Annotated in this window: 19 protein-coding genes; 6 read left to right on the forward strand and 13 right to left on the reverse strand. The window is 44.2% G+C overall.

The window, feature by feature from the left end:
* The first annotated feature begins 44 nt into the window (after positions 1-44).
* Positions 45-977 (forward strand): LysR substrate-binding domain-containing protein, encoded by a 933-nt coding sequence (locus NP165_RS10275; protein WP_257083878.1) that lies wholly within the window; start codon positions 45-47, stop codon positions 975-977.
* A 93-nt stretch (positions 978-1070) separates the two neighbouring features.
* Here the strand turns inward: NP165_RS10275 and fusA are convergent, their stop codons facing one another.
* The 12 genes from fusA to trmJ all read right to left on the reverse strand — a co-directional run bounded on the left by fusA (position 1071) and on the right by trmJ (position 11749).
* Positions 1071-3158 carry an elongation factor G gene (fusA, locus tag NP165_RS10280; protein WP_257083879.1) on the reverse strand — a complete coding sequence of 696 codons (2088 nt, stop codon included), beginning with the start codon at positions 3156-3158 and terminating at the stop codon, positions 1071-1073.
* Between the two features lie 182 nt (positions 3159-3340).
* Positions 3341-3766 carry a nucleoside-diphosphate kinase gene (gene ndk, locus NP165_RS10285; protein ID WP_257083880.1) on the reverse strand — a complete coding sequence of 142 codons (426 nt, stop codon included), beginning with the start codon at positions 3764-3766 and terminating at the stop codon, positions 3341-3343.
* Between the two features lie 59 nt (positions 3767-3825).
* Positions 3826-5124 carry an aminopeptidase PepB gene (pepB, locus tag NP165_RS10290; RefSeq protein WP_257083881.1) on the reverse strand — a complete coding sequence of 433 codons (1299 nt, stop codon included), beginning with the start codon at positions 5122-5124 and terminating at the stop codon, positions 3826-3828.
* A 162-nt stretch (positions 5125-5286) separates the two neighbouring features.
* Positions 5287-5481, reverse strand: a complete 195-nt coding sequence (gene iscX, locus NP165_RS10295; RefSeq protein WP_257083882.1) for a Fe-S cluster assembly protein IscX — start codon at positions 5479-5481, stop codon at positions 5287-5289.
* A gap of 48 nt (positions 5482-5529) precedes the next feature.
* Entirely contained in the window at positions 5530-5868 is a 339-nt protein-coding gene (gene fdx, locus NP165_RS10300) for an ISC system 2Fe-2S type ferredoxin (protein ID WP_257083883.1), read from the reverse strand.
* 13 nt (positions 5869-5881) lie between these two features.
* On the reverse strand, positions 5882-7735 hold the full coding sequence (gene hscA / locus NP165_RS10305) for a Fe-S protein assembly chaperone HscA (RefSeq protein ID WP_257083884.1): 1854 nt from the start codon (positions 7733-7735) through the stop codon (positions 5882-5884).
* Positions 7736-7754: 19 nt separating this feature from the next.
* A complete protein-coding gene (gene hscB, locus NP165_RS10310; protein ID WP_257083885.1) occupies positions 7755-8270 on the reverse strand; it encodes a co-chaperone HscB in 516 nt (171 codons plus the stop codon).
* A 56-nt stretch (positions 8271-8326) separates the two neighbouring features.
* A complete protein-coding gene (iscA, locus tag NP165_RS10315) occupies positions 8327-8650 on the reverse strand; it encodes an iron-sulfur cluster assembly protein IscA (RefSeq protein ID WP_257083886.1) in 324 nt (107 codons plus the stop codon).
* A 68-nt stretch (positions 8651-8718) separates the two neighbouring features.
* Positions 8719-9102 (reverse strand): Fe-S cluster assembly scaffold IscU, encoded by a 384-nt coding sequence (iscU, locus tag NP165_RS10320; protein ID WP_005381718.1) that lies wholly within the window; start codon positions 9100-9102, stop codon positions 8719-8721.
* 51 nt (positions 9103-9153) lie between these two features.
* Positions 9154-10368 carry an IscS subfamily cysteine desulfurase gene (locus tag NP165_RS10325; RefSeq protein WP_257083887.1) on the reverse strand — a complete coding sequence of 405 codons (1215 nt, stop codon included), beginning with the start codon at positions 10366-10368 and terminating at the stop codon, positions 9154-9156.
* 29 nt (positions 10369-10397) lie between these two features.
* Positions 10398-10904, reverse strand: coding sequence for a Fe-S cluster assembly transcriptional regulator IscR (iscR, locus tag NP165_RS10330; RefSeq protein WP_053395349.1), 507 nt, complete (start codon positions 10902-10904; stop codon positions 10398-10400).
* Positions 10905-11020: 116 nt separating this feature from the next.
* On the reverse strand, positions 11021-11749 hold the full coding sequence (trmJ, locus tag NP165_RS10335; protein ID WP_257083888.1) for a tRNA (cytosine(32)/uridine(32)-2'-O)-methyltransferase TrmJ: 729 nt from the start codon (positions 11747-11749) through the stop codon (positions 11021-11023).
* Positions 11750-11926: 177 nt separating this feature from the next.
* On the opposite strand from trmJ, the gene suhB reads away from it, so the two are divergent.
* Complete coding sequence (gene suhB, locus NP165_RS10340) at positions 11927-12730, forward strand: inositol-1-monophosphatase (protein ID WP_257083889.1); 804 nt, start codon at positions 11927-11929, stop codon at positions 12728-12730.
* Between the two features lie 42 nt (positions 12731-12772).
* Here suhB and NP165_RS10345 read toward each other — a convergent pair whose 3' ends face one another.
* A complete protein-coding gene (locus NP165_RS10345) occupies positions 12773-13114 on the reverse strand; it encodes a GyrI-like domain-containing protein (RefSeq protein WP_257083890.1) in 342 nt (113 codons plus the stop codon).
* A 219-nt stretch (positions 13115-13333) separates the two neighbouring features.
* Here NP165_RS10345 and NP165_RS10350 point away from each other — a divergent pair, with 219 nt between their 5' ends.
* From NP165_RS10350 to NP165_RS10365, 4 genes are all read left to right on the forward strand, one after another.
* The gene (locus tag NP165_RS10350; RefSeq protein WP_257083891.1) at positions 13334-13822 is read left to right on the forward strand and encodes an IS630 family transposase; all 489 of its coding nucleotides are present in this window, start codon (positions 13334-13336) and stop codon (positions 13820-13822) included.
* The gene (locus NP165_RS10355) at positions 13722-14369 is read left to right on the forward strand and encodes an IS630 family transposase (protein ID WP_257085587.1); all 648 of its coding nucleotides are present in this window, start codon (positions 13722-13724) and stop codon (positions 14367-14369) included. Before NP165_RS10350 ends, NP165_RS10355 begins: the two co-directional genes overlap by 101 nt.
* 79 nt (positions 14370-14448) lie before the next feature.
* On the forward strand, positions 14449-14937 hold the full coding sequence (locus NP165_RS10360) for an IS630 family transposase (RefSeq protein ID WP_257083891.1): 489 nt from the start codon (positions 14449-14451) through the stop codon (positions 14935-14937).
* A complete protein-coding gene (locus NP165_RS10365) occupies positions 14837-15484 on the forward strand; it encodes an IS630 family transposase (RefSeq protein ID WP_257085587.1) in 648 nt (215 codons plus the stop codon). The genes NP165_RS10360 and NP165_RS10365 overlap by 101 nt, the downstream gene beginning before the upstream one ends.
* Positions 15485-15551 lie beyond the last annotated feature (67 nt).

A 15551-nucleotide genomic window follows, 5' to 3' on the forward strand; every position in this document is an offset into this window, starting at 1 on the left:
TCTCTCAAACGATACTCTCTGGCACTCAGTTAAGGAAAACTTAAGTGAAAGAACGCTTACCTCCTCTTCAAGGGCTTTACTATTTTTACATAGCGGCCAAACTCGGTAGTTTTAAGCTCGCAGCCAAGGATTTGTTTGTCACCGCTGCGGCTATCAGCCAACAAATAAGACAGCTAGAAGAGTTTTTGGGCGTAGAACTGTTTTTGCGTCAGCACAGAAAAGTCGCGCTTACTATGGAGGGAAAACTACTTTTTGATCATACACAAAAGGGGTTTGAGCACCTTTATCAAGGCGTCAGACAAATCAATCAAGATCCTAATCCGAACCAGTTATCCATTTCCACTCTGCCTTCATTCGCTCAGCACTGGTTAGTGCCTAGAATCGGACGCTTTAGAGAGCGCTATCCCAGTCAAGAGCTGATGATCGAACCCACTAGCGAACTGGTGGACTTTCAAAGTTCCAGTGTCGACCTATGTATTCGATATGGTCGAGGGGAGTATCCAAATCTAGAAAGTCGCTTAATGATGGAGGAATTACTCTATCCGGTTTGCCATCCGATTTATCAGCAGCAACACGGAATCTATGAGCTAAATGACTTAACAGGCGCTGATCTCATTGAAGACGATTGGCCAGATATGAGCTGGGGAAACTGGTTGCAAAATGTCGGTTATAAACGGCACAAGCCAACGCTAATATTCAGCGGCTCTCACTTCGTTTTGGAAGGGGCATTATCCGTGCAAGGTGTCGCGTTGGCCAAACATAGTCTTGTTCACCGATACATAGAAGAAGGTAAGCTGGTTCGGATTGGGCGTCTCGCCCAGCGAACAGACTTCAAGTACTTTCTCTGCGCACCCAGTGCATACTTTAAACGTGAGAAGATTCGCCACTTCTGTGATTGGATTTTCAACCAAGTCGAAGAAGCTGAAGCTTTTTGTCATCTTGATTGTGAAATCATTGATACTCGCAGCCCATCCTGATTCAAAGCTCGAAACGATCTATACAAATCCAAACAAAAAGCCCCTGAAGTTCTCACTTCAGGGGCTTTTAAAGCTAATGAGTTAACTTAAGAATTACTTCTTAGCGTTACGCTCTTTAACTTCTGCGATTACTTGCTCAGCAACGTTTGCTGGACATGGTGCGTAGTGAGAGAACTCCATAGAGAACTGACCACGACCAGAAGTCATTGTACGTAGAGTACCGATGTAACCGAACATTTCTGATAGAGGTACATCACCCTTGATACGTACGCCAGTAGTACCAGCTTGTTGGTCTTTGATCATACCACGACGACGGTTCAAGTCACCGATAACGTCACCAACGTGATCGTCTGGAGTGAACACGTCAACTTTCATGATAGGCTCAAGAAGCTGTGCACCTGCTTTAGGCATAGATTGACGGAATGCGCCTTTCGCTGCGATTTCAAATGCGATTGCAGATGAGTCAACTGCGTGGAAGCCACCGTCGAATAGTTCAACTTCAACATCTAGCGTTGGGAAGCCAGCTAGAACACCAGTTTCCATCATAGATGCGAAACCTTTCTCAACTGCAGGCCAGAATTCCTTAGGAACGTTACCACCAACAACTGAAGACTTGAACGTGAAGCCAGAGTTTGGCTCACCTGGTTTGATGCGGTAGTCGATCTTACCGAACTGACCAGAACCACCAGACTGCTTCTTGTGCGTGTAGCTATCTTCAACAGGTTGAGTGATAGTTTCACGGTAAGCTACCTGTGGAGCACCTACTTCTAGCTCAACGCCGTAAGTACGCTTAAGGATGTCTACTTTGATGTCTAGGTGAAGTTCGCCCATACCTTTAAGGATGGTTTCGCCTGAATCTTCGTCAGTTTCAACTTGGAATGATGGATCTTCTGCAACCATTTTACCGATCGCGATGCCCATTTTCTCAGAACCGTTCTTATCTTTAGGCTTAACAGCGATAGAGATTACTGGTTCTGGGAAGATCATTGGCTCAAGAGTCACTTCGTTCTTAGGATCACATAGAGTGTGACCAGTCTTCACGTTCTTCATACCAACAACTGCGATGATGTCACCAGCTTGTGCTGAATCGATCTCGTTACGCTCGTCTGCGTGCATCTCAACCATACGGCCGATACGCTCAGTCTTACCAGTAGCTGAGTTAAGGATAGTGTCACCCTTCTTCATCTTACCAGCGTAGATACGGATGAACGTTAGTGCACCAAAGCGGTCGTCCATGATCTTGAACGCAAGCGCTTTTAGTGACTCGTCTGCAGATACAGTTGCAACTTCACCTGTTGGCTCACCAGTTTCTGGATCTGTTAGAGGCTGTGGATCAACTTCTGTTGGAGACGGTAGGTAATCAACTACTGCATCAAGAATAAGTTGCATACCTTTGTTCTTGTACGCAGAACCACAGTAAGTTGGGAAGAATGCTAGGTCACGAGTACCTTTACGGATACAACGCTTGATGTCTTCTAGAGAAGGCTCTTCGCCATCCATGTAAGCCATCATTAGGTCATCGTCTTGCTCAACAGCAGTTTCGATTAGCATTTCACGGTATTCAGCAGCTTTTTCTACCATATCTGCTGGAATATCTTGAACTTCGTAGTTTTCTGGAAGACCAGAGTCATCCCATACGTAAGCTTTCTGGCTTAGTACGTCAACAACACCACAGAAGTCATCTTCGATACCGATAGGTAGAGTCATTACTAGAGGAGTTGCACCTAGAACGTTTTGTACTTGGTCAACAACTTTGTAGAAGTCTGCGCCCATGCGGTCTAGTTTGTTAACGAAGATCAGACGAGATACGTGTGATTCGTCAGCGTAGCGCCAGTTAGTTTCTGACTGAGGTTCAACACCACCAGAACCACAGAATACACCGATACCACCGTCAAGTACTTTTAGAGAACGGTAAACTTCGATTGTGAAGTCAACGTGTCCAGGAGTATCGATGATGTTTAGACGGTGATCTTTCCAGAAACAAGTTGTTGCAGCAGACTGGATTGTGATACCACGCTCAGCTTCCTGCTCCATAAAGTCAGTAGTGGTAGTACCATCGTGGCTGTCGCCCATTTTATGGATTCTACCAGTTAGCTTAAGGATACGCTCTGTAGAGGTAGTTTTACCCGCGTCTACGTGAGCAAAAATACCAATGTTTCTGTATTTTGATAAATCAGTCATTGTCTTACTCTGTTAATAAGGTATAAAGTGCGCGCAGAGTATATCACATTCTGTCAATACTGATACCCTTGCGTGCGGCTGTTATAAAAAAAATCTGCCAAGAAATAATGGTTCGTAATATTGCTAATTTCCAATAAAAAAGGCCATTCACTTGGAATGACCTCTGTTAAAAGCAATCCAACTTATCGCGGGCAAATTTCTGATTCTGGGAAGAAGAACTCAATCTCGCGAGCTGCGGATTCTGGACTATCAGAACCATGAACCGAGTTGTGTCGCATACTCAACGCATAATCCGCGCGAAGCGTACCACAAGCTGCTTGCTCAGGGTTAGTCTTACCCATTAACTCACGGTAACGGGTAATCGCATTTTCGCCTTCTAACACCTGAACCATAATTGGACCTGACGTCATAAACTCTTTTAATGGCTGGAAGAATTCTTTACCTTCATGTTCTGCATAAAAGCCACTTGCTTGCTCTTCGTTAAGATGAACCATTTTAGCAGCAACAATACGTAGTCCAGCTTTCTCGATACGATGGTAAATTTCACCAATCAGGTTACGTTCAACAGCATCGGGCTTAATGATAGAAAAAGTTTTTTCTAGAGCCATAGGGTATCCTTTCGTCTTCTTGGTAATCATTATAGAAAGAGGCCTTTCGGCCCCTGAATTTATTTTTGAGCTTGATCCAACAGTACACGAGCCACCGTGCGAACACCAACACCTGTTGCGCCTGCTGCCCATTTATCTGCTGGTGTTTTGCGGTATGTCGCAGCACAATCAAAGTGCAACCAGCCTTTTTTGTAATTATCTACAAAGTAAGACAAAAATGCCGCTGCCGTGCTTGCACCAGGAGTGTAATCACCGCTGCTAATGTTCGCTAAGTCAGCAAAGCTTGATGGCAACATTCCACGGTGGAAATCCGCCAGAGGTAGTGGCCAAAGACCTTCTTTTTCTTCACGTGCAGAGTTTAACGCTTGCTGTGCTAACTCATCATCAAAACTCATTAGTGCGTGGTAGTCGTTACCTAGCGCATTTTTCGCTGCACCCGTCAAGGTTGCGCAGTCAATGATAAGCTCTGGGTTTTGTTCGCTCGCGTAAATCAAACCATCTGCTAGCACTAAGCGGCCTTCAGCATCTGTGTTTAAGATTTCAACTGTCTTACCGTTTTTGTAGGTAATGATGTCACCAAGCTTCAGCGCTCGGCCAGAGATCATGTTTTCCGCACAACACAGGATTAACTTCACTCGCTTGTTCAAGCCACGCATAATAGCAAGACCAAGGCCACCTGTGATCGTACCTGAGCCCCCCATGTCAGCCTTCATCGCCGCCATAAAGCCAGAAGGTTTAATGCTGTAGCCGCCCGAGTCAAAGGTGATACCTTTACCAACTAAACATGCATAAACTGGCGCGTTTTCATCACCCGTCGGGTTGAAGTCCAACTGAAGCATTGCCGACGTGCGCTCAGAACCACGACCAACGGCATAAATGCCTTCCCAGCCTTCGTCTAGAAGATCTTTATCTTTTACTATACGAGCCGTTACTGTGCCTTCTGGCGCAACAGACTTAATAAACTCAGCAGCCATAGTGGCAAGTTGGCGCGGCGCTACTTCTTCCGCCGTTTTATTGATAATTTCGCGAGTGAATTCCGTTGCTTTTATACGTGCTTCAAGCTCAGCTTGGTCTGCGTCTGCTAGTGGCTGCCATACCAGTTGATTTTTTTTCTTTGGATCACGATAACCTTGGTGGAATGCCCAAATACTTTCAAGATCCCAACTTTCACCTTCAAGAGAAGCAGAACATACGCCCTGCGCTTCTAGTTTGCGAGAAGCGCGCTGAATTGCGCCCAAGTCGTGACCTTCGCCTAAATGGATGGTCGCGCCATTTTCTGAGAAAGATAGGATGGCTTTATCGCCCCACTGCGGAGCAGCTGGTTCTTGGCTAAGAAATACTGACATCTGTGTAGACATGGTTTCTCCTTGTCTTAATCGGCGTTGCCTACGCCTTAATCTATTAACCCACGGATGTTAGCATTTTGTAGAACAAATTTGTTAAATTGATAAAAAAACGGACCATAAGGTCCGTTACTTTTATTTAATTTTGTTAACTGCGCTAGTTTTTAGCAGCTCAAACTAATCTAATTCATCCATCCAGCATAAAATTACTGCTTCTAGGATTTTTTCGTTAGATCGATTCGGCTCATCATCAAAATCCTCCAGCTCTAGAATCCACTGATGTAAATCAGTAAAACGTACCGTTTTCGGGTCTATTTCTGGAAACTTGTCGCACAGCTCAATAGCGATGTCACGAGAGTCAGTCCATTTCATTGCTCAACTTCCTTCTTATTTATACTTTAGTGCCAAATCAGCAAAGTATTAGTGATCTTCAGATGCGAGGTTAAGCGTGTATTTCGGAATCTCTACCACCAAATCTTCGTCAGCAACCTTAGCTTGGCAACCTAGGCGAGACTCAGGCTCAAGACCCCAAGCTTTATCTAGCATGTCATCTTCAAGCTCATCGCTCTCTTCAAGAGAGTCAAAGCCTTCACGAATCACTACGTGACAAGTCGTACAAGCACACGACTTTTCACAAGCATGTTCAATGCCGATACCGTTTTTCAGCGCCACATCAAGAACCGTTTCACCCGTTTCAGCTTCAAGCACTGCACCTTCAGGACAGAGTTCTTGGTGCGGTAATACAATAATCTTAGGCATAACTTTTTATCTCTTAAATATCATCAACTGATTGACCTGACAACGCAGCTCGAATCGATTTATCCATACGACGTGATGCAAACTCTTGGCTTGCCTTGTCGGTATCTTTGATACCTTGTTCTATCGCGTCCGCGTCATCACCGTTACGTAATTCAATGAGTGACTCGATCGCTTTGACCAACTCTTGTTTTTCTTGCTCAGATAGCAGTTCGTCACCATCAGCTTCCATGGCAACAATCAGCCCCTCGATCACGCGATCGGCTTCCACTTTTTGCTCAGCCAACGCACGAGCTAGCATATCGTCTTTAGCATGCGCCATTGAATCTCGTAGCATGTTAGCGACTTCATCATCACTCAGACCATATGAAGGTTTAACCTGAATTTCTGATTGAACACCCGTGCTTTTTTCCATCGCTGTTACAGATAGCAAGCCATCTGCATCCACTTGGTAAGTTACACGGATATGCGCAGCCCCCGCAGCCATTGGAGGAATACCTTTCAACGAGAAACGTGCTAATGAACGGCAATCATCAACCAGTTCACGCTCACCTTGTACGATATGAACACTCATTGCGGTTTGACCATCTTTGAACGTGGTAAACTCTTGAGCGCGAGCAACAGGGATGGTGGTATTGCGAGGGATGATCTTCTCTACTAGCCCACCCATGGTTTCAATGCCTAAAGAGAGAGGAATAACGTCGAGTAGAAGCATTTCTGAATCAGGTTTGTTACCAACAAGAATATCCGCCTGGATACCAGCACCAATCGCAACCACTTCATCAGGGTTAATGCTCGTTAATGGTTTACGACCAAAGAAATCACCCACCATTTCACGCACAAGTAATGTACGTGTTGAGCCTCCGACCATAACCACTTCTAACACTTCTTCGCTGTCTACTTCTGCATCTTTCAACGCACGACGACAAGAAAGTAATGTCTTCTTCACTAGTGGGCGGATCAAGTCTTCGAACTCTTCACGAGTGACGGAGCCTTGCCAGCCAAAAACCTCAACATCTACAACGTCTTTTTCAGAAAACGCAATCTTGGTTTCTGTCGCAACATTCAGTAATGTGCGGTGTTGCTCTGCTGTTAATGGTACTGAAAGTCCTGCTTTTTCAACTAGATGGTCTGCCATGAGATGGTCGAAATCATCACCGCCTAATGCAGAGTCACCACCGGTTGCTAAAACTTCAAATACACCTTTCGACAAACGCAAAATCGAGATATCAAACGTACCACCGCCCAAATCATAAACCGCGACAACACCTTCTTGACCAGAGTCTAGGCCGTATGCGATTGCAGCTGCAGTCGGTTCGTTAAGTAAACGCAGTACGTGTAGGCCAGCAAGTTTAGCGGCATCTTTAGTCCCTGCACGCTGAGCATCATCAAAGTAAGCTGGAACGGTGATGACGACACCAGAGAGTTCACCACCTAGTGACTCTTCTGCACGCTTACTTAATGATTTCAAAATATCAGCAGACACTTCAATCGGGTTTTTGTCACCAGATTCAGTTTGCAGTACTGGCAGTCCATTCTCACTCGCCTTGAATTGATAAGGCAGACTTGGATAACGAGACTGAATATCTTCTAGTGATCGGCCAATCAGGCGTTTTACCGAAATAATGGTGTTTTTCGGATCCTGTTCGGCTTTTGCTTTTGCAGCGTAGCCTACTTCTGGCGTTTCACCTGAATAATTTACAATTGACGGTAAAATGCTGCGACCTAGTTCATCTTGCAAAGTCGTGGCACTGCCGCTTCGAACAGAAGCAACCAAAGAGTTGGTTGTGCCGAGGTCGATACCTGCCGCCAGTTTATGCTCGTGTGGTGCCGAGCTTTGACCCGGTTCTGCAATTTGAAGTAACGCCATGATTGGTCCTTGTAGTTCCCTAGCCGAGAAGTTTATCTTCGACTAGCTCAATTTCATGTTTTAATTTGGCAATGAATTTCAGCTTACGCACTCGGTCTGCTGCTTGCTCCAAAAGATTGTTATCGAGTTCTTCTTCGACAGACTTCATATGCTGCTTGTACATTTTGTTGACTTTGGTATCAAAATCAAACAATGCACTTTCTGGATCTGAGCTGCTTGGGATCTCTTCCAACTCTTCACGTAATTCCATTTGCTCCATTAAGAACATAGGGTCTTGCATCGTCTGCTGCTCTGCACGGATATCCACTCCATTTTCTGCCAGCATGTATTCTGCACGCGAGATGGGGTTCTTAAGAACCTGATAAGCATCGTTAATTTCTGATGCTTTTTGCACAGCAAGCAAGCGATCGCGCTCTGACGCACTAGCAAAATTATCTGGGTGGAAGCGTTTTTGAAGTTCACGGAATTGTGAAGAAAGAAGGCTACCATCCAGATTAAACTGACTTGGTAGCCCAAATAATTCAAAGTAATTCATGGAGAATTCGGTCCTTGGTAATACCTGCGAGTAAAAATACTCGCAGTTGCTATCAATTAAACGTTGAAGCTCTCACCACAACCACATTCACTTTTCGCATTTGGGTTGTTGAATTCAAAGCCTTCATTCAACCCTTGCTTAACGTAGTCAAGTTCAGTGCCGTCTAAGTAAACAAGGCTTTTTGGATCGATTATGATTTTTACGCCTGAAAACTCGAACACTTCATCTTCTTCGTTAAGGTCGTCAACGAACTCAAGGACATAAGCCATGCCAGAACAACCAGTCGTTTTCACACCCAAGCGTAAACCGATACCTTTACCACGGTTTTCTAAGAATGTTTTCACGCGACTTGCCGCGTTTTCTGTCATTGTGATGGCCATACTGCACCTTAGTTTGTTTAATTAGCGAATGGAATGGGAGTATTGAACTCCCATTATATACAGATTACTTATTCTTGGTGTTTTTTCTTGTAGTCCGCAACCGCAGCTTTGATTGCGTCTTCAGCAAGAATTGAGCAGTGAACTTTAACTGGTGGCAACTCTAGCTCTTCAGCAATTTCAGAGTTTTTGATTGCAGCAGCTTCATCAACGCTCTTACCTTTAACCCATTCAGTCACTAGTGAGCTTGATGCAATCGCACTACCGCAGCCATAAGTTTTGAACTTCGCATCTTCAATAATACCTTCTGGCGTTACTTTGATTTGAAGCTTCATTACGTCGCCACATGCAGGTGCACCAACCATGCCGCTACCTACTGATGGATCTTCTTTATCAAATGAACCAACGTTACGTGGGTTCTCGTAGTGATCAATTACTTTTTCGCTGTATGCCATAATATTTTACCTCGAATCCTCTATTTAATTCCTTAGAAACAACCGTCTAGATTAGTGGTGTGCCCACTCAACTGTGTTTAGGTCGATTCCTTCCTTGTACATATCCCATAGAGGAGACATGTCACGTAGTTTGTTAACCGCTACGCGAACTTGTTTAATTACGTAGTCAATTTCTTCTTCAGTTGTAAAACGGCCGAATGAGAAACGGACTGAGCTGTGCGCTAGTTCATCATTTAGGCCTAATGCACGAAGTACATAAGATGGCTCTAGGCTTGCTGATGTACATGCACTACCAGAAGAAACGGCTAGGTCTTTTAGAGACATCAGTAGAGATTCGCCTTCTACAAATGCAAAACTGATGTTTAGATTTTGTGGTACACGCTGTTCTAGGTCACCATTGATCGTTACCGCTTCAAGATCCTTAACGCCTTCAAGCAGACGGTTGCGCAGTGCTAGTGCGTGATCGTAGTCTTTCTGCATCTCTTCTTTTGCGATGCGGAATGCTTCACCCATACCAACAATTTGGTGAGTTGCTAATGTACCTGAACGGAAACCACGTTCATGACCACCACCGTGCATTTGTGCTTCTAGGCGAATTCGTGGTTTACGACGAACATAAAGTGCACCGATACCTTTAGGGCCATAGATTTTATGAGCAGATAGTGAAATTAGGTCAACTTTCATTTCTTGAACGTCGATTGGTAATTTACCCGCAGACTGAGCCGCATCCACATGGAATACAATCTTACGCTCACGACATAGCTCGCCGATTGATGCGATATCTTGAATCACGCCAATTTCGTTGTTTACGTGCATGATCGATACAAGCACTGTGTCATCACGCATTGCCGATTCTAGCTTCTTAAGATCAAGCAAGCCGTTTGATTCTGGTTCTAGGTAAGTTACTTCGAAACCTTCACGCTCAAGCTGACGGCAAGGATCCAGAACCGCTTTGTGTTCTGTTTTACAAGTAATAATGTGCTTACCTTTCTTAGAGTAGAAATGAGCGGCACCTTTAATTGCAAGGTTATCTGACTCTGTCGCGCCAGAAGTGAATACGATTTCACGCGGGTCTGCATTTAGTAGATCAGCGATTTGTTCACGTGCAGTGTCGACTGCTTCTTCAGCCTGCCAACCGTAACGATGTGAACGCGATGCTGGGTTACCGAATGTGCCGTCCATAGTCATGTACTGAACCATCTTTTCAGCTACACGAGGATCAACAGGACAGGTCGCTGAATAATCTAAATAAATAGGCAGTTTCATTATCTACTCCAATGTAACAGGCAGACCGCTTAAGAGCGGACGTTTACACCGATGGGTGCGGTGCTTGTATTCTTGTTCGTAAACCCATGGTTTACCGCAAGATCGATATCTTGGCGGTCTGAAATTTCTAGTACTTCGTTATCTGTCATCAACTCACCAAGAGTGATGTTGTTCAGGAAGTCACTAATACGTGAACTTAGGTCACGCCATAATGTGTGTGTTAAGCAACGAGAGCCACCTTGGCAATCGCCTTTGCCGTTACACTTGGTCGCATCCACTGATTCGTCAACCGCAGCAATCACTGTACCAATAGCAATAGTATGCGCTTCCGCACCTAAACGGTAACCACCACCTGGGCCACGTACACTTGCAACCAAACCAGCTTTACGCAATTTCGAAAAAAGCTGCTCTAAGTAAGACAGAGAAATACCTTGGCGCTCAGAAATATCTGCCAATGGTACTGGGCTTTTCTGTGAATGCAGAGCCACATCTAACATGGCTGTCACTGCGTATCTTCCTTTAGATGTAAGTCTCATATAACACCATATCCACATCGTTTATGTGGTATGAAGTTTTTCATACTTGAGTAAAATGGTCAAGTATTTAATTGACTAAATTAGTCAGGTATTCATCCCTTCACTTTGTAGGGTTACTACTTACCAGAAATCTTCTTCTCAACTGAGCTTAAAATACCACGAAGAATGTTCAGCTCCTGAGCTTCAGGGCGGGCTCTGTTAAACAAACGTCGAACCTTGTTCATAACCTGGCCCGGTTGTTCTGAGTTTATAAACTGAGTATCCGTGGCTACTTTCTCAAAGTGTGTAAAGAACATTTCGAGCTCTTTATGTCTTGGATATTCCTCTTGCGCCTCTTCTGTGTACTGGCTTTGTTCTCGTTCTAGGTAGGCCATTCTTATCTCATAGCTAAGAGTCTGAACCGCCATAGCAAGATTCAAAGAGCTGTATTCAGGGTTAGCCGGAATACAAACATGATAATGACACGTTTGCAGTTCCTCATTTGTCAAACCGGTACGTTCACGACCAAACACTAAAGCAACAGCTGAACTCTGGCCTTCAGAAACAAACTTTTTACCACACTCGCGAGGTTCTAGCATTGGCCATTCAAGAGTACGTGAACGTGCACTTGAACCTACTACTAGACTGCAATCTGCGACAGCTTCATTTAGTGTTTTCACAGTGGTGGCATTGACTGCGATATCCGCTGCACCAGCAGCCAACGCAACGGTCTGCTCATCAACTTCACATTGTGGATCGACAAGCACTAAGTTGGTTAACCCCATCACTTTCATTGCTCGCGCTGCTGAGCCTATATTTCCTGAATGAGATGTACCGACAAGTACGACCTTTACATTGTTAAGCATTGATGATTTCCAAGACAAAAAAAGAGCGAAAAGATTTTATCATATACCTGAGTAAAATGGTCAGGTCCTTTATATTAATAAAATTAAAAGTTCAAAAAATCGCCACTTCCCTTTGGCGGTTATTCTGTTATACTCCCGACCGTTTTTCTGTTCTTTAACATCCGTTGGGAAATTAGTATGCATCCTATGCTTAATATCGCTATTCGTGCTGCACGAAAAGCTGGCAACCATATTGCTAAATCTTTAGAAAATGCTGAGAAGATCGAATCGACTCAAAAAGGCGCGAACGACTTTGTTACTAACGTAGACAAAGAAGCAGAAGCTATCATCATCGATACTATTAAAGCTTCATACCCTGAGCACTGTATTGTGGCTGAGGAAAATGGCGTTATTGAAGGTAAAGACAAAGAAGTACAATGGATCATCGACCCACTGGATGGTACAACAAACTTTGTAAAAGGTTTGCCTCATTTTTCTGTATCTATCGCTGTACGCTTCAGAGGCAAAACTGAAGTAGCGTGTGTTTACGACCCTATGCAAAACGAACTATTCACTGCACAACGTGGTTCTGGTGCTCAGTTAAACAACGCTCGTATTCGCGTTAAACAACTAAAAGACCTTCAAGGTACTGTTCTAGCAACAGGCTTCCCATTCAAGCAAAAACAGCATTCTGAATCTTACTTCAAGATCATGTCTTCTCTATTTGTAGACTGTTCAGACTTCCGTCGTACTGGTTCTGCAGCTCTAGATTTATGTTACGTTGCTGCTGGCCGTGTGGATGGTTTCTTCGAGCTAGGTCTTAAGCCTTGGGATATTGCAGCGGGTGAACTGATTGCTCGTGAAGCTGGTGCGATCGTGACTGACTTTGCTGGCGGTACTGAATACATGAAGTCTGGTAACGTTGTCGCATCAAGCGCACGCGGCGTTAAAGGCATGCTTAAGCACATCCGTGAAAACGGCAACGAAGCAATGCTTAAATAATCCAGCTCCGTCACAGCTGAATAGCCCACTCATTGAGTGGGCTTAATTGTATCTATACTTGGATGGCCTCATAGAAACTAACATCCGTACGCCCCGTTTGCTGGTCGTAAGAGTGGTAGAGTTCAAACAAGGGCGTTCATCCAACTCAATCACTTGTGCGACGGTTTCCTCAATCAACTGATTCCAAAACTGGCTATACTGCAGCTTATCTTCTACTGTCTTGCGCAGCACTGCATAACTACCAAAAGGAACGGTAGTCACTTCTATGCCACTACTAGTCTCAATACCATACGGGACGACAAGCGCGATATCAGTGCGACACTTATCTTCTGGAGTTATATTTGGCTTGTTGTTGTAGATAAATAGACACGCTCCAGTACCCACTTTTGCACCGACTCATAGGTAAAGTATTTGTACTCCTGGCTCATAATTTTCACCGTATGGTCCAGCAACAGGTACCTAAGTGATCGTTCTTTTCGGATGGCTTTCTATTTTCATCTCAAGTTTCCCTGATTGGTTTAACTTGAACTCAGCATAGCTAATACCAATCTAAGAAAAAATATGATCTAATTTAAGGCCATTCAACAATAGAATGTATTCGCTATGGATAGCCTCAAGAATATTGATTTTAAAAAGCTCGCAAGCCAGCAGAAATCCATCCAGATGAAAATGAGATTGCTCGCACTTGCTCATTTCAAAGATGGACACTCTCGTACCCAAATCGCCAAGTTTCTTAAGGTGAGCCGAACCAGTGTTAATCGATGGGTTCAAATCTTTCTTGAAGAAGGATTAGAAGGGCTGAAGGAAAAGCCAAGAACGGGAAGACCACCATTATTAACTTCTGAACAAAGGGAGCAATTGAGCCAATACATCAAAGATAAAGCTCATGATACTCAAGGTGGGCGACTGACCGGCGCCGATATCCATGCCTATATTGTGAAAGAATTTGGCCAGCATTATCATCCTGATTCTATCTATTACCTACTCGAGCATATGGGTTTCTCATGGGTCACTTCCCGTTCAAAACACCCACAACAATCCCAAGCGATACAGGAAGATTTTAAAAAAACTCCAAGACGAAACGATCCTTAAGATCCCAGGTCATGTCGCTTTAAAGCATGTCGATATCTGGTTTCAGGATGAAGCTCGATTTGGGCAACAAAATACAACAACACGGTTATGGGCTGAAAGAGGCACACGTCCCAGAGCAGTGAAGCAACAACAGTTCGAATATGCGTATCTATTTGGTTCTGTCTGTCCTCAAAAAGGTATTGGTGAGGCTATCGTTGTCCCATGGGTCAATAAAGACCTCATGATTGAGCATTTAAAGCAAATATCGGCGGTCACTGAAAAAGGACGTCATGCCGTCATCATTATGGATGGCGCAGGATGGCATACAGAAGATATCGCTAATGGCTTTCAGAACATCAGTGTCATCAAACTTCCCCCCTATTCTCCAGAGCTAAACCCTATAGAACAAGTATGGAGCTGGATGAGACAACACTATCTCGCCAATCAGTCTTTTGCGGATTACGAAGACATTGTCTCCAAAGTGTGTAGGGCTTGGAATCGTTTTTTGGCATGCTCCAACAGAGTCACCAAGATGTGTTCGAGAGAATGGGCAGACCTGACCAGTTAATTTTCCAGATTGGTATAATACCAATCTAAGAAAAAATATGATCTAATTTAAGGCCATTCAACAATAGAATGTATTCGCTATGGATAGCCTCAAGAATATTGATTTTAAAAAGCTCGCAAGCCAGCAGAAATCCATCCAGATGAAAATGAGATTGCTCGCACTTGCTCATTTCAAAGATGGACACTCTCGTACCCAAATCGCCAAGTTTCTTAAGGTGAGCCGAACCAGTGTTAATCGATGGGTTCAAATCTTTCTTGAAGAAGGATTAGAAGGGCTGAAGGAAAAGCCAAGAACGGGAAGACCACCATTATTAACTTCTGAACAAAGGGAGCAATTGAGCCAATACATCAAAGATAAAGCTCATGATACTCAAGGTGGGCGACTGACCGGCGCCGATATCCATGCCTATATTGTGAAAGAATTTGGCCAGCATTATCATCCTGATTCTATCTATTACCTACTCGAGCATATGGGTTTCTCATGGGTCACTTCCCGTTCAAAACACCCACAACAATCCCAAGCGATACAGGAAGATTTTAAAAAAACTCCAAGACGAAACGATCCTTAAGATCCCAGGTCATGTCGCTTTAAAGCATGTCGATATCTGGTTTCAGGATGAAGCTCGATTTGGGCAACAAAATACAACAACACGGTTATGGGCTGAAAGAGGCACACGTCCCAGAGCAGTGAAGCAACAACAGTTCGAATATGCGTATCTATTTGGTTCTGTCTGTCCTCAAAAAGGTATTGGTGAGGCTATCGTTGTCCCATGGGTCAATAAAGACCTCATGATTGAGCATTTAAAGCAAATATCGGCGGTCACTGAAAAAGGACGTCATGCCGTCATCATTATGGATGGCGCAGGATGGCATACAGAAGATATCGCTAATGGCTTTCAGAACATCAGTGTCATCAAACTTCCCCCCTATTCTCCAGAGCTAAACCCTATAGAACAAGTATGGAGCTGGATGAGACAACACTATCTCGCCAATCAGTCTTTTGCGGATTACGAAGACATTGTCTCCAAAGTGTGTAGGGCTTGGAATCGTTTTTTGGCATGCTCCAACAGAGTCACCAAGATGTGTTCGAGAGAATGGGCAGACCTGACCAGTTAATTTTCCAGATTGGTATAATAAGAACATCTAGGGATACGAAAAAGGCTCTAGTCTTTCGACTAGAGCC

The organism is Vibrio japonicus, assembly GCF_024582835.1.
Lineage (GTDB): Bacteria > Pseudomonadota > Gammaproteobacteria > Enterobacterales > Vibrionaceae > Vibrio > Vibrio japonicus.